This window comes from Escherichia sp. WS568, assembly GCF_046486085.1.
GTDB lineage: Bacteria > Pseudomonadota > Gammaproteobacteria > Enterobacterales > Enterobacteriaceae > Escherichia > Escherichia coli.
Genome location: NZ_JBJQMC010000005.1, coordinates 142,592 through 164,214 on the forward strand (window position 1 = coordinate 142,592; position 21,623 = coordinate 164,214).

22 protein-coding genes and 1 pseudogene are annotated in these 21,623 nt (G+C 51.7%); 7 read left to right on the forward strand and 16 right to left on the reverse strand.

Annotated elements, in window-relative coordinates; all coding sequences use genetic code 11:
• Positions 1-41: 41 nt before the first annotated feature.
• Positions 42-368 (forward strand): ChiQ/YbfN family lipoprotein, encoded by a 327-nt coding sequence (chiQ, locus tag ACJHWR_RS07705; protein ID WP_000733582.1) that lies wholly within the window; start codon positions 42-44, stop codon positions 366-368.
• Between the two features lie 83 nt (positions 369-451).
• Here the strand turns inward: chiQ and fur are convergent, their stop codons facing one another.
• The 5 genes from fur to ybfF all read right to left on the reverse strand — a co-directional run bounded on the left by fur (position 452) and on the right by ybfF (position 3,054).
• Positions 452-898: a ferric iron uptake transcriptional regulator gene (gene fur / locus ACJHWR_RS07710; RefSeq protein ID WP_000131702.1), complete on the reverse strand. Its 447-nt coding sequence runs from the start codon at positions 896-898 to the stop codon at positions 452-454.
• Positions 891-977 carry a fur leader peptide gene (gene uof / locus ACJHWR_RS07715; protein ID WP_001406816.1) on the reverse strand — a complete coding sequence of 29 codons (87 nt, stop codon included), beginning with the start codon at positions 975-977 and terminating at the stop codon, positions 891-893. Before uof ends, fur begins: the two co-directional genes overlap by 8 nt.
• A 209-nt stretch (positions 978-1,186) precedes the next feature.
• Positions 1,187-1,717: a flavodoxin FldA gene (gene fldA, locus ACJHWR_RS07720; RefSeq protein WP_001018618.1), complete on the reverse strand. Its 531-nt coding sequence runs from the start codon at positions 1,715-1,717 to the stop codon at positions 1,187-1,189.
• A gap of 139 nt (positions 1,718-1,856) precedes the next feature.
• A complete protein-coding gene (ybfE, locus tag ACJHWR_RS07725; RefSeq protein WP_001300829.1) occupies positions 1,857-2,150 on the reverse strand; it encodes a LexA regulated protein in 294 nt (97 codons plus the stop codon).
• Positions 2,151-2,289: 139 nt separating this feature from the next.
• On the reverse strand, positions 2,290-3,054 hold the full coding sequence (gene ybfF, locus ACJHWR_RS07730; protein WP_000773282.1) for an esterase: 765 nt from the start codon (positions 3,052-3,054) through the stop codon (positions 2,290-2,292).
• 184 nt (positions 3,055-3,238) lie between these two features.
• Here ybfF and seqA point away from each other — a divergent pair, with 184 nt between their 5' ends.
• The 3 genes from seqA (at position 3,239) to ACJHWR_RS07745 (ending at position 6,149) form a co-directional block, all read left to right on the forward strand.
• The gene (gene seqA, locus ACJHWR_RS07735; RefSeq protein ID WP_000848387.1) at positions 3,239-3,784 is read left to right on the forward strand and encodes a replication initiation negative regulator SeqA; all 546 of its coding nucleotides are present in this window, start codon (positions 3,239-3,241) and stop codon (positions 3,782-3,784) included.
• Positions 3,785-3,809: 25 nt separating this feature from the next.
• Positions 3,810-5,450 (forward strand): phosphoglucomutase (alpha-D-glucose-1,6-bisphosphate-dependent), encoded by a 1,641-nt coding sequence (pgm, locus tag ACJHWR_RS07740; protein ID WP_012311843.1) that lies wholly within the window; start codon positions 3,810-3,812, stop codon positions 5,448-5,450.
• A 204-nt stretch (positions 5,451-5,654) separates the two neighbouring features.
• Complete coding sequence (locus tag ACJHWR_RS07745; protein ID WP_000851059.1) at positions 5,655-6,149, forward strand: hypothetical protein; 495 nt, start codon at positions 5,655-5,657, stop codon at positions 6,147-6,149.
• 40 nt (positions 6,150-6,189) lie between these two features.
• Here ACJHWR_RS07745 and ACJHWR_RS07750 read toward each other — a convergent pair whose 3' ends face one another.
• The 11 genes and pseudogenes from ACJHWR_RS07750 to kdpF form a co-directional block, all read right to left on the reverse strand.
• Positions 6,190-6,840, reverse strand: a complete 651-nt coding sequence (locus ACJHWR_RS07750; protein WP_001209503.1) for a DUF2625 domain-containing protein — start codon at positions 6,838-6,840, stop codon at positions 6,190-6,192.
• Between the two features lie 123 nt (positions 6,841-6,963).
• Positions 6,964-7,097, reverse strand: a pseudogene (locus ACJHWR_RS07755) (winged helix-turn-helix domain-containing protein); the annotation flags it as partial.
• Between the two features lie 91 nt (positions 7,098-7,188).
• Complete coding sequence (gene potE, locus ACJHWR_RS07760) at positions 7,189-8,508, reverse strand: putrescine-ornithine antiporter (RefSeq protein ID WP_000084154.1); 1,320 nt, start codon at positions 8,506-8,508, stop codon at positions 7,189-7,191.
• Positions 8,505-10,703, reverse strand: coding sequence for an ornithine decarboxylase SpeF (gene speF / locus ACJHWR_RS07765; protein WP_000040183.1), 2,199 nt, complete (start codon positions 10,701-10,703; stop codon positions 8,505-8,507). The genes potE and speF overlap by 4 nt, the downstream gene beginning before the upstream one ends.
• Before the next feature lie 257 nt (positions 10,704-10,960).
• Positions 10,961-11,065 carry a leader peptide SpeFL gene (locus ACJHWR_RS07770; RefSeq protein ID WP_211180488.1) on the reverse strand — a complete coding sequence of 35 codons (105 nt, stop codon included), beginning with the start codon at positions 11,063-11,065 and terminating at the stop codon, positions 10,961-10,963.
• A gap of 233 nt (positions 11,066-11,298) precedes the next feature.
• The gene (gene kdpE, locus ACJHWR_RS07775; protein ID WP_000186076.1) at positions 11,299-11,976 is read right to left on the reverse strand and encodes a two-component system response regulator KdpE; all 678 of its coding nucleotides are present in this window, start codon (positions 11,974-11,976) and stop codon (positions 11,299-11,301) included.
• Complete coding sequence (kdpD, locus tag ACJHWR_RS07780) at positions 11,973-14,657, reverse strand: two-component system sensor histidine kinase KdpD (RefSeq protein ID WP_012311813.1); 2,685 nt, start codon at positions 14,655-14,657, stop codon at positions 11,973-11,975. Before kdpD ends, kdpE begins: the two co-directional genes overlap by 4 nt.
• Positions 14,650-15,222, reverse strand: coding sequence for a K(+)-transporting ATPase subunit C (gene kdpC / locus ACJHWR_RS07785; protein WP_012311911.1), 573 nt, complete (start codon positions 15,220-15,222; stop codon positions 14,650-14,652). Before kdpC ends, kdpD begins: the two co-directional genes overlap by 8 nt.
• A gap of 8 nt (positions 15,223-15,230) precedes the next feature.
• A complete protein-coding gene (gene kdpB / locus ACJHWR_RS07790; RefSeq protein WP_000088008.1) occupies positions 15,231-17,279 on the reverse strand; it encodes a potassium-transporting ATPase subunit KdpB in 2,049 nt (682 codons plus the stop codon).
• A 22-nt stretch (positions 17,280-17,301) separates the two neighbouring features.
• On the reverse strand, positions 17,302-18,975 hold the full coding sequence (gene kdpA / locus ACJHWR_RS07795) for a potassium-transporting ATPase subunit KdpA (RefSeq protein ID WP_000741158.1): 1,674 nt from the start codon (positions 18,973-18,975) through the stop codon (positions 17,302-17,304).
• Positions 18,975-19,064, reverse strand: a complete 90-nt coding sequence (gene kdpF / locus ACJHWR_RS07800; protein WP_001365534.1) for a K(+)-transporting ATPase subunit F — start codon at positions 19,062-19,064, stop codon at positions 18,975-18,977. Before kdpF ends, kdpA begins: the two co-directional genes overlap by 1 nt.
• Before the next feature lie 312 nt (positions 19,065-19,376).
• Here kdpF and ACJHWR_RS07805 point away from each other — a divergent pair, with 312 nt between their 5' ends.
• From ACJHWR_RS07805 to phrB, 3 genes are all read left to right on the forward strand, one after another.
• Entirely contained in the window at positions 19,377-19,583 is a 207-nt protein-coding gene (locus ACJHWR_RS07805) for a YbfA family protein (protein WP_000424926.1), read from the forward strand.
• A gap of 100 nt (positions 19,584-19,683) precedes the next feature.
• Positions 19,684-20,193 carry a YbgA family protein gene (locus ACJHWR_RS07810; RefSeq protein WP_001075781.1) on the forward strand — a complete coding sequence of 170 codons (510 nt, stop codon included), beginning with the start codon at positions 19,684-19,686 and terminating at the stop codon, positions 20,191-20,193.
• On the forward strand, positions 20,190-21,608 hold the full coding sequence (gene phrB, locus ACJHWR_RS07815) for a deoxyribodipyrimidine photo-lyase (protein WP_000207177.1): 1,419 nt from the start codon (positions 20,190-20,192) through the stop codon (positions 21,606-21,608). Before ACJHWR_RS07810 ends, phrB begins: the two co-directional genes overlap by 4 nt.
• Positions 21,609-21,623 lie beyond the last annotated feature (15 nt).

The following is a 21,623-nucleotide window of genomic DNA, read 5'->3' on the forward strand; positions in this document are numbered from 1 at the left end:
GCGGCAGGTTTTGTGCCTGCCGCACGTTTGAGGAATTTGCTATGAAAAAACTGATTCTCATCGCCATAATGGCATCGGGGCTGGTAGCTTGTGTGCAATCAACCGCGCCACAGGAAGACAGTCGTCTGAAAGAGGCATACAGCGCCTGTATCAACACCGCACAAGGTTCGCCAGAAAAAATTGAAGCCTGCCAGAGCGTGTTAAACGTGCTGAAGAAAGAGAAACAACATCAGCAGTTTGCCGACCAGGAAAGTGTCCGCGTACTGGATTATCAGCAGTGTCTGCGCGCAACGCAAACCGGAAATGATCAGGCGGTGAAAGCCGATTGTGATAAGGTCTGGCAGGAAATTCGCAGTAATAACAAATAAGTGAGAGCTGTAACTCTCGCTTTTCTTATTTCCCTTGCATAAAAAAGCCAACCCGCAGGTTGGCTTTTCTCGTTCAGGCTGGCTTATTTGCCTTCGTGCGCGTGCTCATCTTCGCGGCAATCGCCTTCGGCACAGTGACCGTAAAGATAGAGACTGTGGTTAGTCAGGCGAATGCCATGTTTTGCGGCAATTTCACGCTGACGCGCTTCGATGGAATCATCACTAAATTCGATTACCTTGCCGCAGTCGAGGCAGATCAGGTGATCGTGGTGATGTTGCTGTGTCAGTTCAAATACGGATTTACCGCCTTCAAAATTGTGGCGGGTGACGATACCAGCGTCGTCAAACTGGTTCAGTACGCGATATACCGTAGCCAGACCAATTTCTTCACCCATATCGATCAGACGTTTGTATAAATCTTCCGCACTGACGTGATGGTTGTCCGGCTCCTGAAGAACTTCCAGGATTTTTAAACGAGGAAGCGTTACTTTCAGGCCAGCTTTCTTTAGGGCGGTATTGTTATCAGTCATGCGGAATCTGTCCTGTTACTAAGCGGTTCACTTCATTAGAAGAAGTGACAGAATTTGCTCTTGAGATAATGCGTATCATTATAGAATTGCCACGCCTAAATGAAAACCACAAGTCCCTGGCAAATATTGTTAATAAAAACGTGGCACAGCTTACATTTACAACGGCAAGGCCACTTGAACACCGGGACATTGTACAGGTACAACAGCAAAAGTTACAAATTTGTAGCAATTATTTTGATTGGCATTATCTATTAATACGGCGTAGACATGAGTCTACGCCGCATCACATCAGGCATTGAGAATTTCGTCGAGATGCAGCTCTTCAGAAATTTGTTTAACCCATTTTTCTACACGTTCAGCGGTCAGTTCCGGCTGACGATCTTCGTCGATAGCCAGACCGACAAAGTGGTCATCATCAGCCAGACCTTTTGACGCTTCGAAGTGGTAGCCCGCGGTTGGCCAGTGACCAACGATAGTTGCGCCGCGCGGTTCAATGATGTCGCGGATGGTGCCCAATGCATCGCAGAAGTATTCTGCGTAATCTTCCTGGTCGCCACAACCAAACAGCGCAACCAGTTTACCATTAAAATCAATCTCTTCGAGAGTCGGGAAGAAGTCATCCCAGTCACACTGCGCTTCGCCGTAATACCAGGTTGGGATGCCCAGCAGCAGAATGTCATATGCTTCCAGATCTTCTTTGCTGCTTTTTGCAATGTCATGGACATCGGCAACGTCTTTACCAAGCTGTTTTTGAATCATTTTTGCGATATTTTCGGTATTACCGGTGTCGCTGCCGAAAAAGATGCCAGTGATAGCCATGAGTGAAATAACCTCTTGAAACTTATTGAAATGGGGGTGGAAAATTGCCCACGGATAAAGGCAATCATAGCAGAACAGGCAGTCTTGCGGAATCAGCAAACGAGCAGGACTGCACACTGTGCTACATGAAAGTGGAAATTTAAACGATGCCCTGACTACGCAGCGCCGCCAGTTGCTGCATTAACATCTCTTCGATCAGCTCGCTACGGCTCATATTGCGCGATTCCGCCAGCTCGTTCAGTGCCTCGACAGCTTCCGCGTTCAACTTCAGTTCGACACGCTTAAGGCCACGTACTTTGTCGCGTTTTAGTTGGTTGCGTTTATTAATACGCAGCTGTTCATCGCGCGAAAGCGGATTAGTTTTCGGTCGTCCCGGTCGACGCTCGTGCGCGAACAGATCTAATGTCGTACGGTCCGTTTGTTCTTTGGCCATGATCTTGGTGACTTCGGGGGAAACAATCAGCCAGGCGCCTGCCCGGATGGATAGCGCGCCATAATACATCAGCGCGATGAGTCACGCCAACGCCCACGCGCGGAAAGCGACGCGGACGCTGGGTTTTTAATCAGTTGCGTTAATCATTGAGATAGCGACGGATAGCGCGTAATACCGCATCCGGTTTTTCAGCATGGACCCAGTGACCCGCGCCTGCAATCACATGCGCCCGAGCCTGTGGAAATTGTGCCAGTAAATCATCACGGTACTGCTCGCTAACATACGGAGAATTGCCGCCAGGGATAAACAGGGTAGGATGATCCCATGCCGGGATTTTCTCCCAACCCACAATATGCGGATACTGATCCCACAATACTGGCACGTTAAAGCGCCACTCCCCGTCAACAAAAGATTTCAACAGAAACTGAATCACCCCTTCTTCATTAAGATGCTGGCGCATTATTGCCGCTGCTTGCTGGCGTGTTTGTGCGTCTGATTCACTGACTGCGTTGATGGCCGCGAAAATCTCATCATGACGGCGTACGTGATAGTCGACCGGCGCAATATCAATCGCCACCAGCTTGTCAATGCGATCGGGGGCTAGTGCAGTAAGAGCCATTACCGCTTTACCGCCCATGGAGTGACCGATAAATGTTGCTTTGTCGATCTGCTGTGCATCCAGGGTATCAACAAGATCCTGCGCCATCGCCGGGTAATTCATTACCGGATCTCTCGGTGAAAGACCGTGGTTACGCATATCAACCTGGATGATATTGTGATCGTTTACCAGATCGCGAGCCAGTACGCCAAGGTTGTCGAGGCTGCCAAACAGACCATGGACAAGAACGATGGGAGAATTATTGTGCTGGTTTTGTGCAGTTTGCGCGCGGATATTCAATTTCATGGCAAAGTTCTTTTTTTCGCGTTGTCGGGTTAGGGTATTATGTTGACCATTGTGCCACAGGGCTGCAACAAATAAGGTTTATTCCGAGTTTTTCTGCAAGCCAGGCTTGACGCTATCCGCTGCCGGGATTTATTCATATACTCCTGGCGACTTGTATTCAGCTAAGACACTGCACTGGATTAAGATGAAAACGATTGAAGTTGATGATGAACTCTACAGCTATATTGCCAGCCACACTAAGCATATCGGCGAGAGCGCATCCGACATTTTACGGCGTATGTTGAAATTTTCCGCCGCATCACAGCCTGCTGCTCCGGTGACGAAAGAGGTTCGCGTTGCGTCACCTGCTATCGTCGAAGCGAAGCCGGTCAAAACGATTAAAGACAAGGTTCGCGCAATGCGTGAACTTCTGCTTTCGGATGAATACGCAGAGCAAAAGCGAGCGGTCAATCGCTTTATGCTGCTGTTGTCTACACTATATTCTCTTGACGCCCAGGCGTTTGCCGAAGCAACGGAATCGTTGCACGGTCGTACACGCGTTTACTTTGCGGCAGATGAACAAACGCTGCTGAAAAATGGTAATCAGACCAAGCCGAAACATGTGCCTGGTACGCCGTATTGGGTGATCACCAACACCAACACCGGCCGTAAATGCAGCATGATCGAACACATCATGCAGTCGATGCAATTCCCGGCGGAATTGATTGAGAAGGTTTGCGGAACTATCTAAAACGTTGCAGACAAAGGACAAAGCAATGGCAATCCACAATCGTGCAGGCCAACCTGCACAACAGAGTGATTTGATTAACGTCGCCCAACTGACGGCGCAATATTATGTACTGAAACCAGAAGCAGGGAATGCGGAGCACGCGGTGAAATTCGGTACTTCCGGTCACCGTGGCAGTGCAGCGCGCCACAGCTTTAACGAGCCGCACATTCTGGCGATCGCTCAGGCAATTGCTGAAGAACGTGCGAAAAACGGCATCACTGGCCCTTGCTATGTGGGTAAAGATACTCACGCCCTGTCCGAGCCTGCGTTTATTTCCGTTCTGGAAGTGCTGGCAGCGAACGGCGTTGATGTTATTGTGCAGGAAAACAATGGCTTCACTCCAACGCCTGCCGTTTCCAATGCCATCCTGGTTCACAATAAAAAAGGTGGCCCGCTGGCAGACGGTATCGTGATTACACCGTCCCATAACCCGCCGGAAGATGGTGGTATCAAGTACAACCCGCCAAATGGTGGCCCGGCTGATACCAACGTCACCAAAGTGGTGGAAGACAGGGCCAACGCACTGCTGGCCGATGGCCTGAAAGGCGTGAAGCGTATCTCCCTCGACGAAGCGATGGCATCCGGTCATGTGAAAGAGCAGGATCTGGTGCAGCCGTTTGTGGAAGGTCTGGCCGATATCGTTGATATGGCGGCGATTCAGAAAGCGGGCCTGACGCTGGGCGTTGATCCGTTGGGCGGTTCCGGTATCGAATACTGGAAGCGCATTGGCGAGTATTACAACCTCAACCTGACCATCGTTAACGATCAGGTCGATCAAACCTTCCGCTTTATGCACCTCGATAAAGACGGTGCGATCCGTATGGACTGCTCCTCCGAGTGTGCGATGGCGGGTCTGCTGGCACTGCGTGATAAGTTCGATCTGGCGTTTGCTAACGACCCGGATTATGACCGTCACGGTATCGTCACTCCGGCAGGTTTGATGAATCCGAACCACTACCTGGCGGTGGCGATCAACTACCTGTTCCAGCACCGTCCGCAGTGGGGCAAAGATGTTGCTGTCGGTAAAACGCTGGTTTCATCTGCGATGATCGACCGTGTGGTCAATGACTTGGGCCGTAAGCTGGTAGAAGTCCCGGTAGGTTTCAAATGGTTTGTTGATGGTCTGTTCGATGGCAGCTTCGGCTTTGGCGGCGAAGAGAGCGCAGGGGCTTCCTTCCTGCGTTTCGACGGCACGCCGTGGTCGACTGATAAAGACGGCATCATCATGTGTCTGCTGGCGGCGGAAATCACCGCTGTCACTGGTAAGAACCCGCAGGAACACTACAACGAACTGGCAGAACGCTTTGGTGCGCCGAGCTATAACCGTTTGCAGGCAGCTGCGACTTCCGCACAAAAAGCGGCGCTGTCTAAGCTGTCTCCGGAAATGGTGAGCTCCAGCACCCTGGCAGGTGACCCGATCACCGCACGCCTGACGGCGGCTCCGGGTAATGGTGCTTCTATTGGCGGTCTGAAAGTGATGACTGACAACGGCTGGTTCGCCGCGCGTCCGTCAGGCACAGAAGACGCATACAAAATCTACTGCGAAAGCTTCCTCGGGGAAGAACATCGCAAGCAGATTGAGAAAGAAGCGGTTGAGATTGTTAGCGAAGTTCTGAAAAACGCGTAAACACATTTAATAAGAAAAAGGGCGGTCAGAAGATCGCCTTTTTTTACTTATGACTGCCTGATGCGCTACGCTTATCAGGCTTGGGAAGATGGTGCAATATATTGAATTTACGCGATTTTGTAGGCCGGATAAGACGTTCACGCCGCATCCGGCATGAACAACGAGCACTTTGCCAACAAACTGAATAGCTCAAGGGAATTCAAAATGAAGACCAAAAGGAGTCTGGTCGTCAGAGTGGCATTAATTACCGCCACACTACTGCTGACAGCATGCGCCCAACCTGAACAATCATCATTAGCTGGTGACTGGTTACTGACCCCTAAAGATAAAACCAGAGGATTAACGGGGAGCATTACGGTAAATATTGCGCCTTCCCGGTGTAAGACAAATTGCCGTGGCGATAACTTACCTGATAATACCCGCCGCTGGCAGTTGTCAGGCGGGAACGAAAAAGAACTTACTTATCTTCATGATATGTCAGCACAAGAAAAGACCGGTTTAAATCCTGAATGGCAATGCTACACCTCATTTTTTATGGGGATTTGCCAGGGTAAGCCCGGCACTCGACCGCTAGTTAATGAGGATTATGTCAGCGAAAGCGGATTTTTTGGCTCGATGATGCATGTAGGGATTATTGAGTTGCGACGCTGTCAGTCAGAAAATTGCCAGCAAGAATTGAAAGCGATAAACACACATTAAAATAGCGAGTCCGGGAATGAAACCCGGACCTGAACATGTCTTATTGCGTGATTGTTTCTTTCATTTGATACTGCATTTCCCAGAGTTCAGTAAGCGAAATAACTTTTCTTGTTCTTGCTTCTTCACATTGTACCCATAAGAAAGGGTAGAAAGTGAAGGCTTCCGTTGCCGATAATTTTATTACGTCTTCTTGCCATTGCGGCCAGCGTACATTTTCATAGAAGGTATCTAAATCACCGGATAATGCCCACTGAAGAAACTCAGAATATCCAACCTCCAGACTTTCCCAATTCAGCGTATCTGGCGCAAAATAATAAACGCAGCCAGTATCTTCCCCAAGATCGCCACCATTAAGAGCAAAAATTCCCCCTGCGACATCATCGGCGATGGGTAAAGCCCGCACGCTTGCGAATTCAGGGCGTTGTGTCCAACTTGCTGGATCTCGTGGTAACCGGGGGTGACCAGAGCCTGCTATGCGTAACCAACCGTTATCAATCAGCAGACCTCCGGAGCCATAGACAAGCGCACCCATCGGTGATTTTGTTGTAACCTGTAATTGATAAAGTGCGGTTTCGGCTAAATCTTTATTAACCGGTAAGAGTTCGGCATGGTTTGTGGCTTCTTTTAACCAATTCTGGATTATTGGCCAGGCTGAATCTTCAGTATTTACTAACTGACTCACTTCACGCATCGCTACTTGCTCCTTGTGTGCTACGGTGTCATTTATGATGAGGCATTGTATGGGACATTTTTTAAATATTAAGTTCCTTATATTTGAATAAAAAATGACTTTATCCATACATTGCCACTTTTTTCAAAGCATAAACCGATACCCAATACCGGTTTCAGTAATGAAATGGCGGGGCGGACGAGATCCTGTTCCAGTTTTTGTCGCAAATGCCTCATATAATTACGCAAATAGTTGCTGTGTTCGACCGCGTTTGGACCCTACACCTGCCGGATGCGGCATAAATAACGAACTCTTTGTCAACAAACAGAAAGGGCGATCATTCAATCGCCCTTTTTTATTTCGCTTTTTTTAACCGTGTTTATTTTTCAGTTCAAAGCGTGGAGATACCAGACCATACAGTGTCCAACCAAGGAAGGTCACGATGGAACCGTACAGCATGGCTTCTTCCCCGGATGAGTACAGCGCATAGAAACTGTACATCGCACCAACAAAGGCAACAAAGTTTGCTACTTTCGCTTTTGACGGTGGCACATTGGCGACCTGCTGAATAATAACTAATGCTGCCATCGACAGAATATACGGGATGATATTGGTCACCACGGCCAGGTTAACCAGCACGTTGAACTGGCTGTTCAGTGACGGGCTAATGGTCATCAGTGCCAATCCACTCTGAATAATCACAATGATCAACATTCCCTGAACCGGTGCATCCACTTTGGTTACACGGGAGAAAATTTTAGGGAAGTAGCCTTCATCAGATGAAGATTTAAACACCTGGGCAATGGTGAACTGCCAGCCAAGCAGTGAACCGCAGCAGGACATCACCATCAGCGCCATAATGACTTTACCCACTTCTGGTGTGAACATCTGTGCGAAGGCCAGGCCAAATGGTGCCGTTGAATTTGCCAGCTCCATATTGGGCACAATCCCGGCAATCACGTTGGTGGAGACGATATAAATCACTGCCGCACCTAACGTACCGCCAAGGACTGCTATTGGCACGTTACGTTCCGGGTTTTCCACTACTTCGGCGTTGGCACAGGCAGACTCCAGACCGAGGAAAGCCCACAACGTCATGGCGATGGAGGAACCTACAGCGCTAAAGAACGGTACATGATGAGGGTTCCATGAGTTAGCGTACAGCGTCGGGCTAAACCAGAACCAGCCGATAATGCACAGACCGACGACCGGAATGATTACCCCCCACACAGTAATGCTACTGATTTGCCCGGTAATGCGCGCACCACCGAAGTTAGCCACGGTACAAATCCACAGCACCCCGATGGTCGCAAGACCAATCTGCACTGGCGACAAACTCGCGCCGAGCAGTTCGGTGCCGTAACCAACCGCCGAAATAGCAATCGCGACGTTAGCAATCAGCAGCGAGACACCGTAGGTGTAGTTCGCCATAAAGTTACCGGATTTACCGAAAGCATACTCCGCATAACCGCCCATACCACCTGCCTTACGGCTGAACATACCGCATTTTGCGAATGCCCACGCCAGTGCCATTGAGCCTACGGCTGTCACCAGCCAGGAGATAATTGAGATTGTCCCAACTTCGGCAAGCTTTGTCGGCAGCATGATGATACCGGAGCCCATCATGTTGACCATCGTCAGTATGGTTAACTGAACGACGCCCATCTTGTTCGATTTAGTCTGACTCATAATTTTTCCCCTTTCAGCAGGGTGCTTTGCGCACCACGAGGCTTGATGACATAGCACCAAACTTGCTTACGACCATCATGTTCTTCGATATAGACACCCTGAAGCTCCGGTGCAAAACCTGGCAGCAGGTTGATCCCTTCTTCCAGAGCGCTGAAGTAACGCAGAACAGCACCACCCCAGATTTCACCCGGAACAACACACAGCACTCCCGGAGGATAAGGAAGCGCACCTTCTGCAGCGATACGGCCTTCTGCATCCGGCAGACGAACCAGCTCCACTTCACCGCGTAAATAGGCGTAGTTGGCTTCTTGTGGATTCATGCTGACACGTGGGAAGTGTTCCTTACGAAACATCTCTTTTTGCAGTTGTTTCACGTTGTGACGGGCATACAAATCATGCATTTCCTGACACAACTGACGCAGGGTATAACCGGTGTAGCGCTCTTCATGCTGTTTGTAGATGGAAGGCAGTACTTCTGATAATGGCGCGTCGGACTCAAGCAGTTTTTCGAAGCGTACCAGCAGAGCAGCAAGTTGCTGAAGTTTGGCCATATCTTCTGCCGGAGTCAGCAGAAAGAGGATGGAGTTAAGATCGCATTTTTCCGGCACTACGCCATTTTCGCGCAGGAAGTTAGCAAGAATCGTCGCGGGTACACCGAACGCTTCATATTCGCCGTTACGTGCATCAATACCTGGGGTTGTCAGCAACAGTTTGCACGGATCGACAAAGTATTGATTCTCTGCATAGCCTTCAAAAGAATGCCAGTGCTCACCTGGTACAAACTGGAAGAAGCGCAGATCAACCGCAATTTGCGCTGTTTCATACGACTGCCAGGGTTTACCATCCACCAGTTCAGGTACGAATGGACGAATATGCTGACAGTTATCGAGGATCAGTTTGCGGGCATTAATGCCATTTACCACACAATCCATCCACATATTACGACCGCTGACGCCTTCATGCATTTTGGCGTTGATATCCAGTGCGGCAAACAGCGGATAGAACGGGCTGGTGGAGGCATGCATCATAAAGGCGTTGTTCATGCGTTTGTGCGGTACATAACGCTGTTGCCCTTTGATATGGCTGTCTTTTTTATGGATTTGTGAAGTCTGGGAAAAACCAGCCTGCTGTTTATGCACAGATTGCGTAACCAGAATACCCGGATCGTTCTCATTAAGATCCAGCAACAGTGGTGAACAGTCCGCCATCATCGGGATAAACTGCTCATAGCCGACCCATGCGGAGTCAAAGAGGATGTAGTCACACAGATGACCAATTTTATCCACCACCTGACGGGCGTTATAAATCGTACCGTCGTAAGTGCCTAGCTGAATAACGGCGAGGCGGAAAGGACGCGCCTCTTTTGCCCGCTGCGGTGCGACTTCTGTAATCAGTTCGCGCAGGTAATTTTCTTCGAAGCAGTGGGCATCAATACCACCGATAAAGCCATACGGGTTGCGTGCGGTTTCCAGATAAACTGGTGTTGCGCCAGCCTGTAGCAACGCTCCGTGGTGATTAGATTTATGGTTATTACGGTCAAACAGCACCAGATCCCCCGGTGTTAACAGGGCGTTTAAAACCACTTTGTTAGAAGATGAAGTGCCATTTAGAACGAAGTATGTTTTATCGGCATTAAACACTTTTGCCGCATGTTGCTGTGCAATGCATGGCGCGCCTTCGTGAATCAGCAGATCGCCCATTGCCACATCCGCGTTGCACAAGTCAGCACGGAACAGCGCCTCACCAAAGTATTCCACAAACTGATTCCCCGCCGGATGGCGACGGAAAAATTCGCCGCCCTGATGACCGGGGCAATTAAACGCGCTGTTACCCTGATTGACATAATCGACCAGTGCGCGGAAGAAGGGCGGGCGCAGTTGAGTTTCATAATGGCTGGCTGCGGTTTCTAACTGACGACCATAAAATTCTCGTCGCGATTCGCAATTCTCAAAGACACCCGAAATACGGGGCAAATACTCTGCGGGTACACGTTCTTGATTTTCAGTAGCAATAAATACCGGGATGCCATAACCCGTGGCATCGATTTCATCGAGTTTTCCGCGTGTAACATCGTTGAGCGATAAAACTATTGCCGCCACATCGATATTACTGTTTTCATTAATATAGATACATTCTCGCTGCGTGGTAAAACAGTCCGGGCAAGAATCACTAACCGCAATTTTTAATTTTGACATTTTCCAACTCTTTATTTTTGGTAATAGCAGGTCCTCAATTTCTCGAATGAGAAATCGATCGTGCCGGAAAAAAAGCAAAGTTACCCCGCTGATAAATTAATCAGAAGTTTGCTTTTTTCAGAATGCAGAAACCCTTATCAGTCCGGTGGCTGATAATACAAGGGTTAACAGAGAATGAGCACTGCGGAATACAGGCATATGCCTGTAATACAGAGAGTCAGGAAGACCTGTACGCTGAAGTGCCCTTAGTCGGTAGACTAACGGGCATTGAAGAAGTGAAAGTCGAAGCTATTGCGATGAGCAAACTTCATAATATGAGTTGTCCGCCTTATATGGGGCATAGTGCGGCTGTTATTTTCCATTTAATTTACCTTTCCTGATGTGAATGAAGGTGAAGGTATTCTATCCAGGAAATACTGTTGAACTGTGAAGGTGATCAATAAAAAATGATCAATCTTAATTTATTTAATGATGAACTTTTTACTCAGTAATATAAAATATTGAATTGTTATTTTTGTGTGTTGTTTAAGATAAAAAGCCGTATTTATTATTACGGCTTTAATTAATAAAAGGCAGGATGTATTAAAATTAATATTCAAAGCATAAACCGATACCCAATACCGGTTTCAGTAATGAAATGGCGGGGGCGGGCGGGATCTTGCTCCAGTTTTTGTCGCAGATGCCCCATATAAATACGCAAATAATGACTGTGTTCGACCGCGTTTGGTCCCCACACCTGATTGAGTAACTGGCGCTGGGTGAGCACTTTTCCGGCGTTGTTGAGCAGCACGGCCAGCAGGCGGAATTCAATCGGCGTGAGATGCACCTCTTCCTCACCCCGGTGAATCACGCGGGCGGCTAAATCGACGGTCACATCGGAAAATTTCACCAGCGGATCGGGCGCGGTGGTGGCGGAGTGGCGGCGTAAAGCGACGCGCAGACGGGCCTGCAATTCGCCAATGCCAAACGGCTTACTCAGGTAATCATCCGCTCCGGCATCCAGTGCGGCGATTTTGTCGCTCTCTTCGCTGCGTGCGGAAAGCACAATCACCGGCACCGCGCTCCACTGGCGCAGGTCGCGGATAAACTCAATCCCATCACCATCGGGCAGGCCGAGATCGAGAATAATCAAATCTGGCTTACGGGTTGCCGCTTCCAGCAAGCCGCGTTGCAGCGTTTCGGCCTCAAAGACGCGCATCCCGTCGCCCTCCAGCGCCGTGCGCAGAAAGCGACGAATAGCCTGTTCATCTTCAACAATCAGAACGTTTGTCACATATCCTCATGAAATTCTTCAAGTTCAGGGGCAGTTTGCTGGGGAAGTGTAACACGAAAACAGGCACCACCTTCCGGTCGGTTGAACGCGGTAATGGTGCCGCCGTGTACATCCACAATCGCCCGACAAATTGCCAGCCCAAGCCCTACCCCCGGCACCGCCGACTCTTTATTTCCACGAGCAAACTTATCGAAAATCGTCTGCTCCTGGCCTGGTGGAAGACCGGGGCCATTATCCCAGACATCCAGTTGTAGATTTTCGCCCTCAACGTGGGCATCGATACCAATTTCGGCCTGCGCACCCGCGTATTTCACCGCGTTCTCCAGCAGATTAATCAGCACCCGTTCAAACAGTGGCCCGTCAACGTGGATTAAGGTCAGCGGTTCTGGCAGAGAAAGATTGATGGGCGACGATAAACCCGGTTCCAGCATTTGCAGCGCGCTGCCGACCACTTCTTCCAGCGTTAACCACTCTTTCTTCAAATTAAAGCCGCCGGACTGAATTCGCGCCATATCCAGTAGATTATTCACCAGTCGGGTCGTGTTCAGCACATGCTGGCGAATCTCGCTGGCCTGGCGGGCGTGGGGCGATCCTTCGCTTGCCAGATCGAGCGTTAAGATTTCTGCCTGACCGAACAGCACCGTAAGCGGCGTGCGTAAATCATGCGAAAGTGCCGCCAGCAGGGCGTTGCGGATCTGTTCTCGTTCGCTTGCCATCCGCGCCTGTTCTTCGCTGGCGGTCAGCGTCAGCCGCTCAAGGGCATTGGCGACTAACAGCGTAAACGTCTCCAGCAGGCGCTGCTGTTCCGGGATCATCAATTGACGCAGATTCCCCGGTTCCACCACCACCAGTCCGTAGGTTTTCTCGCCGCTTTTTAGCGGCAAAATCTGGTACGGTACACCGGGTAACGTGTCGGTGCCCGCGCCCGCAGGCAGGCCTTTATCAAAACTCCACTGCGCGATGGCATCGTCCCACGGCGTCATTCCTTGCGGATGTGTTAACGGCTGCAATTTACCGTTGTCATCGGGTAACAGCACCTGACTGCGGGCATGAAACGTGGAGGCAATAAATTGTTCGCTGGTGGCGGCGATGTCCTGCGGACTGCGGCCCACAGCCAGAGCTTTCGACATTTCATATAAGTGCCGTGTGCGTTGCTCGCGGTAACGGGCTACCCGCGCCTGATAACGCACGCCCGCAGTAAGGTTCCCGATCACCAGCCCGACGGTTAACATCACCGCGAAGGTCAGTAGATATTGCACATCAGAGACGGCGAGCGTGCCGCGTGGGGCGATAAAAAAGAGATCGAAACTCACCACATTAATGACGGTGGCAACCACTGAAGGCCAGCGTCCATAAAATAGCGCCACCATCACCACGCCAAGCAGATACAGCATCACCAGGTTGGCGGCATCAAACGCCATCAGCCACTGCATGGCAATTAAGGTGATAACGGCGCATAACGCGGCGGCAACCACGCATCCCTGAATCTGTACCCGCCACTTGTCTTTAAAAGAGCGGCTATCCAGCGCGTTGTTTATCGTGCGGGCGGGTGGTTCATCAAGCGCGACCAGCACCTGATCGAGATCGGGGGCGATTCGCGCCAGTCGGTCAGCAAACGTTTCCCGACGCCACCAGCGGCGCGAGGCTGGGCGACCGAGAATAATCTTGCCGAGATTATGTTCACGGGCATAACGCACTACCGCTTTCTCTTCCGCTGGATCAGAAAGTGTTGCCGTCTCTGCGCCCAGCTCCTGCGCCAGACGTAAGGCGCTGAGAATTGCCCGACGTTTTTTCTCCGGTAAGCGGTGCAGGGCAGGGGTTTCAACATACACCGCGTGCCAGACGCTTCCCAGCCGTGACGCCAGCCGCGCCGCCGCGCGGACCAGTTTTTCGCTGCCGGTGTTATGCCCGATGCATAAAAGGATCGCGTCGCGCGTGTGCCAGACTTTCTCTTCGCCAGGATGCCCCCGCCAGGCGCGCATTTGCTCATCAACGCGATCGGCAGTACGGCGCAGTGCCAGTTCGCGCAGGGCGATCAGATTACCTTTACGAAAAAAATGTTCAATGGCGCGCTCCGCCTGCCCGGCAATATAGACTTTGCCTTCTTTCAGTCGCTGGCGCAGATCGTCCGGGGGCAAGTCCACCAGTACTACGTCGTCGGCGGCATCAAAAAAAGGATCGGGCACGGTTTCCCGTACCTGAATTCCGGTGACGCCGCTGACCACATCATTCAGACTTTCCAGATGCTGAACGTTGACGGTAGTGAAAACATCAATGCCAGCTTCCAGCAGTTCTTCAATATCCTGCCAGCGTTTGGGATGACGAGAACCTGGCGCATTACTGTGCGCCAGTTCGTCCATTAAGATCAGTGCCGGACGGCGGGCGAGGGCGGCATCGAGATCAAACTCGCTGATGTGCCGCCCACGGTACGCCTGGCGTTTTAACGGCAGAACAGCCAGCCCTTCCAGCATTGCGGCGGTATCTTTCCGCCCGTGGGTTTCTACCACGCCAACCACAATATCCAGCCCTTGCGCCCGCAGTCGCTGGGCTTCTGCCAGCATCGCCCAGGTCTTCCCGACGCCTGCGCAGGCACCGAAGAAAACTTTCAGCTTCCCCCGATGCGGCGCGGCAGTTTGTTCCAGCAGACGATCGGGGTCGGGACGTAAGGGTTCGTTATTCATCAAGCTTATCCAGCGCCAGATTGAGTTCGACAATGTTGACGACCGGCTGGCCGATATAGTTCACCAGCGGTTGTTGGCTGTATTTTGCGATCAGTTGCGTGAGCTGTTCAACGCTGAGATTACGCGCTTTCGCCACGCGTGGGATCTGCCATGCCGCCGCTTGCGGGGTGATATTATTGTCCAGCCCGCTTGCCGATGCCGTCACCAGCTCAACCGGAACGCTCGCGCTGGCATCCGGGTTAGCGGCCCGTAATGCAGCAACGCGTGCGGCTATTAGTTTATCCAGCTCAGGGTTACTGACCGCCAGATTGCTCCCGCCAGAAGCCTGTGGATTATAGGGCATTTCTGCCGTTGCCGACGGGCGACCATGAAAATAGCCGTTGCCAGTAAAATTCTGCCCGATCAATGCCGAACCGCGCACCGTATCACCTTCACGAATCAACGAACCGTTGGCCTGCCAGGGAAACCACCATTGCCCCAGCGCGGTGGTCAGCAGCGGGTAAACGCCGCCAGTAATCAATAACAGAAAGAGAAATGTCGATAATGCCGGACGTAATCCACTCATGGTAAACCTCACACCAGACCGCAAACGGTTAGCAGTAAATCAATGACTTTGATACCAATAAACGGCACCAGCAGCCCACCCAGACCGTAAATCCATAAGTTACGGCGCAACATGGCAGAAGCGGTAAGCGGTTTATAACTCGCGCCTTTTAACGCCAGGGGAATCAAAAAGACGATAATCAAGGCGTTGAAAATCACCGCACTGAGAATGGCGGAGTCGGGCGAATGCAGGCGCATGATGTTCAGCGCATTTAACTGCGGATACGTTGCCGCGAACGCCGCCGGAATAATGGCGAAGTATTTCGCCACATCGTTGGCAATGCTGAAGGTGGTCAGCGAGCCACGGGTCATCAGCATCTGTTTGCCAATATGTACCACCTCGATCAACTTGGTCGGGTTGGAGTCGAGATCCACCATATTGCCCGCTTCTTTCGCCGCCTGAGTACCAGAGTTCATCGCCACCGCGACATCTGCCTGCGCCAGCGCCGGAGCATCGTTGGTGCCGTCGCCGGTCATCGCCACCAAACGGCCTTCCGCCTGATACTGACGAATCAATGCCAGCTTGGCCTCCGGTGTCGCTTCGGCGAGAAAATCATCGACACCCGCTTCCGCAGCTATCGCGGCGGCAGTCAGACGGTTATCACCGGTAATCATCACCGTTTTAATGCCCATTTTGCGCAGTTGGGCGAAGCGCTCTTTAATACCGCCTTTGACGATATCTTTCAGCGCAATAACGCCCAGCACACGAGAACCTTCCACCACCACCAGCGGCGTGGCTCCCTGACGCGCAACCTGATCGACTTTTTGATCGACGTCGGCAGGGAAGTGACCGCCGTTAGCCTCAACATGGCGGCGAATGGCATCGACAGAACCTTTACGGATCATGCGGTTGTCGATGTTGATCCCGCTCATCCGGCTTTGCGCAGTAAACGGTACAAAGGTGGCGTGAAGCGACTGCACATCGCGCTCACGCAGGTTAAAACGCTGCTTGGCGAGGATCACAATACTGCGGCCTTCCGGCGTTTCATCAGCCAGCGAAGCCAGTTGTGCGGCGTCAGCCAGCGTTTTTTCATCCACGCCCTGCGCAGGGATAAACTCCGACGCCTGACGGTTACCAAGTGTGATGGTGCCGGTTTTATCCAGTAGCAGAACGTCAACGTCACCTGCCGCTTCAACTGCACGTCCGCTGGTGGCAATCACATTCGCGCCCAGCATCCGACTCATCCCGGCGACGCCGATCGCTGACAACAGACCGCCAATGGTCGTTGGGATCAGACAGACCAGCAGCGCCACCAGTACCGTTACGCTGACTGCATTACCGCCCCACGCGGAAAACGGCCACAGCGTGGCGGTTGCCAGTAAAAAGACGATAGTCAGGGCAATCAGGAGAATGGTCAGGGCAATCTCGTTTGGCGTTTTGCGTCGCTGCGCGCCTTCCACCATCGCGATCATCCGATCCAGAAATGTCTCGCCGGGGTTAACGCTGCACTCAATCACCAGCCAGTCAGAAAGAATACGCGTACCGCCAGTGACGGAGGCAAAATCGCCGCCGGATTCACGGATCACCGGTGCCGATTCCCCGGTGATGGCGCTTTCATCGACCGATGCCCCCCCTTCAATAACTTCACCATCGCAGGGGATAATATCGCCAGCTTCTACCAGTACGATATCGCCTTTACGCAGTTGATCGGCAGGTACTTTGTCCGCCGCAGCGCCATATTTCGGCTCACGCAGCTTGCGGGCAAAGGCGGTTTTTTTTACACCTTTCAGACTGTTGGCCTGCGCTTTACTGCGGCCTTCAGCCAGCGCCTCGGCGAAATTAGCGAACAGTACGGTGACCCACAGCCATGCGCTAATTGCCGCGCTAAACAGCGCATTGCCAGGCATCGCGCCGCTTGCCATTGCGATGCTAATAAAGGTGGTCAGCAGACTGCCGATCCAGACGATAAACATCACCGGATTGCGCCATTGCGCCTGCGGGTTTAATTTTTTCACCGCTTCTTTCAGCGCCTGAACGACAAGTGTTGGTTCGAATAGCGCCAGTTGTTTACGACTCATATTCAGTGCTCACTCAATATCATCAGGAGAGATATTCCGCCACCGGACCAAGCGCCAGGGCAGGGATAAAGGTCAGTGCGCCAACCAGCAACACGGTGCCGATTAACAGGCCAACAAACAGCGGGCCGTGCGTAGGCAGTGTACCGGAGCTGGCGGGCTGGCTCTTTTTACTCACCAGCGAACCGGCAATCGCCATCACCGGGATAATCACCCCGAAGCGACCGACAAACATGCAGAACGCCAGTAAACAGTTCCAGAACGGAGAGTTGGCGCTTAATCCGGCAAAGGCGCTGCCGTTGTTGTTAGCGGCGGACGACACGGCGTACAGCACTTCGCTAAAACCATGCGGGCCAGGGTTGAGCATGGCGCTACGTCCGGCGTCGGTCATCATTGCCAGAGCCGCGCCCATCAGCACCAGCGTCGGGGTGACCAGAATCGCCAGTGCAGTCAGTTTCATCTCGCGTACGTCGATTTTTTTACCCAGATATTCCGGTGTACGACCAATCATCAGCCCGGCAATAAACACCGCCAGCAGGACAAACAGCATCATGCCGTAAAGGCCGGAACCGACGCCGCCGAATACCACTTCACCAATTTGCATCAACCACATCGGCACCATGCCACCAAGAGCGGTAAACGAATCATGCATCGCAATCACCGCGCCGCAGGAAGCCGCCGTAGTCACGACCGCAAACAGGCTACTGACCAGCACGCCGAAACGGCTCTCTTTACCTTCCATATTGATGCTGCTGTCCGCGCCGAGCGCCAGCAGATGAGGATTACCCTGAACTTCTGCCCACATCACTACGCCTACGCAGATGACAAAAATCACTGACATCGCCCACAGCAACATGCGCCCCTGGCGGCGATCGCCCGCCACTTCACCAAAGGCAAAGCACAGCGCTGTTGGGATCAAGAAGATCGCCAGCATCTGCACGAAGTTGGTCAGTGTGGTTGGGTTTTCAAATGGATGCGACGAGTTGGCATTAAAGAAGCCACCACCGTTAGTGCCGAGCATCTTGATCGCTTCCTGAGAAGCCACCGGACCCATTGGTAACAGCTGTTTCGCTCCTTCAACGGTATTCACCGCCTGATAGGGCAGAAAGTTTTGCAGCGCACCTTGTTGAATAAAAAACAGTGCGATCAACAACGCCACAGGGACTAGCACCCATAACGTGATGCGTAGCAGATCGACCCAGGCATTCCCGAGTGTGCTCATGCTCTGGCGGGTAAATGCACGGATGAAGGCAAAAATCACCGCAATCCCGCTGGCGGCAGAAAGAAAGTTTTGCACCGTTAAGCCCGCCATCTGGCTGAAATAGCTCAACGTGGTTTCACCGCTATAAGATTGCCAGTTGGTATTGGTGACAAAGCTGACGGCGGTATTCAGCGCCAGATCCCATGACAGCCCTGGCAACTGCTGTGGATTAAGCGGCAGATAGTGCTGACCGAGCAACATAAAAAACAGCACCGCCAGCCCCAGCATGTTCAGGCCGAGAATGGCAGAGAGATACTGCTTCCAGTTCATCTCGCGGTCAGAGACGCCAAGCGCGCTAAAGAGTACGCGTTCAACGCCCGTCGTGCCAGGAAGAGGAATATCATTAATCAGCCGCGCCAGCCCGCTGCCTAAAGGACGTGCCAGCACCATTAACACCAGTAAAAACGTGGCAATCAGTAAGAACCCTTGCGCAGCCATCAGAACGCCTCCGCATTGATCAGGGCATAAACCAGATAACCCAGTAATAAAAACACCAGCAACACGCCGGCTATCACGCCTGCACTCACAGTGCACCTCCAGTGGCCTAAAAGTGATATCGGAAGGGTAGAATTCTGGCTGCAAAGATTTCGCAAAAATCTGCGGGCGGGGTGTAAAAAAAGTATAAAAATGGCAAAAGCCATGATTTAACTAATGGTTAGTATTAATTTAACTTTTGTGTAACTTAATTACACAGTGAATGTAAATAAACCATCAATAAACAAAAATAAGTGGTCGGATGAGTAGTAAAATTACACAAAAGGCGGTACTATTTTCATCAGATAAACAAATTCATTTTTCCGGTGCCATTCACCGGGTAGATACAAAAGGGGGAGAAAAGTATGGAACTCTACAGAGAATATCCTGCATGGCTTATCTTTTTACGCCGTACTTATGCGGTTGCAGCGGGCGTTCTGGCGCTGCCTTTCATGCTTTTCTGGAAAGACCGCGCCCGCTTTTACAGCTACCTGCACCGCGTCTGGTCGAAAACCAGCGAGAAACCGGTGTGGATGGATCAGGCCGAAAAGGCAACGGGTGATTTTTACTGATTGCTAAATATTACGTTCAAAGAAAACCGCCAGCGGAAACGCTGGCGGTTTTCTTTTTTCGGCGTCTACACTTACTCCTGTAAACCGTTCAGGAGCAGTAATGAATCAACAACTTTTTGATGACAGCACCCTTATCCGCATTTTTGCTTTGCATGAGTTACACAATCTCAAAGATCGAGGACTAACGCGCGGGGCGCTTCTCGATTATCACAGCCGCTATAAACTCGTCTTTCTGGCCCATTCCCAGCCCGAGTACCGCAAACTTGGCCCGTTTGTGGCTGATATTCACCAGTGGCAAAATCTGGATGACTATTACAACCAGTACCGCCAACGCGTAATTGTTTTGCTTTCTCACCCTGCCAACCGGCGTGATCATACTAACGTTTTGATGCACGTTCAGGGTTATTTTCGCCCTCATATTGATTCCACAGAACGCCAGCAGCTGGCTGCGCTTATCGACAGTTATCGCCGTGGCGAGCAACCACTTCTTGCGCCGCTGATGCGTATCAAACACTATATGGCGCTTTATCCTGACGCCTGGCTTTCAGTGCAGCGTTATTTCGAACTTTGGCCGTGTGTGATTAACTTGCGCCATTCAGGAGTTTTATGACTACCCATCTGGTCTGGTTTCGCCAGGATTTACGTCAGCACGATAATCTCGCGCTGGCTGCCGCCTGCCGCAATTCGTCTGTGCGCGTGCTGGCGTTGTATATCGCTACCCCACGCCAGTGGGCGGCGCATAATATGTCGCCGCGTCAGGCTGAATTTATCAATGCACAACTGAACGGGCTACAAATCGCGCTGGCGGAAAAAGGCATTCCTTTGCTGTTTCATGAAGTGGATGACTTTGCCGCCAGCGTCGAAATAGTTAAACAGGTGTGCGCGGAAAATCGTGTTACCCATCTGTTTTATAACTATCAGTATGAGGTGAATGAGCGGGCGCGGGATGTGCAGGCTGAGAGGGCGCTGCGTAACGTGGTGTGTGAAGGATTTGACGACGGCGTGATCCTGCCGCCGGGGGCGGTGATGACTGGCAATCATGAGATGTACAAAGTCTTTACGCCATTTAAAAACGCCTGGCTTAAACGGCTGCGAGAAGGGATGCCGGAGTGCGTCGCTGCGCCAAAAGTACGTAGTAGCGGATCGATAGATCCCGCGCCATCCATTACGCTGAATTATCCTCGTCAGCCTTTCGATACTGCGCATTTCCCGGTGGAAGAGAAAGCGGCGATTGCGCAATTACGCCAGTTTTGCCAGAACGGTGCCGGAGAGTATGAGCAACAGCGAGATTTCCCTGCGGTAGAAGGCACCAGCCGTTTGTCCGCCAGCCTGGCAACGGGCGGGTTATCGCCTCGCCAGTGTTTGCATCGCCTGTTGGCGGAACAGCCGCAGGCGCTGGACGGTGGGGCCGGTAGTATCTGGCTTAATGAGCTGATCTGGCGCGAGTTTTACCGTCATCTGATAACGTATTACCCCTCGCTGTGTAAACATCGTCCGTTTATTGTCTGGACCGACCGCGTGCAGTGGCAGAGCAATTCCGCGCATTTAAAGGCCTGGCAGGAAGGCAAAACGGGATACCCGATTGTTGATGCTGCCATGCGTCAGCTTAACAGCACTGGCTGGATGCATAACCGGCTACGGATGATTACAGCCAGTTTTTTGGTGAAAGATTTATTGATCGACTGGCGCGAAGGTGAGCGATATTTCATGTCGCAGCTGATTGATGGTGATTTGGCAGCCAATAACGGTGGCTGGCAGTGGGCCGCTTCAACCGGAACCGATGCAGCGCCGTATTTTCGTATTTTTAACCCGACAACCCAGGGCGAGAAATTTGACCGCGAAGGCGAGTTTATCCGCCAGTGGCTACCGGAACTGCGCGATGTGCCAGGGAAAGTGGTGCATGAGCCGTGGAAGTGGGCGCAGAAAGCAGGTGTGACGCTGGATTATCCGCAACCGATAGTTGATCACAAAGAGGCAAGGCTGCGAACGCTGGCAGCGTACGAAGAAGCGAGGAAAGGAGCCTGATAAAACGCAGCGAGC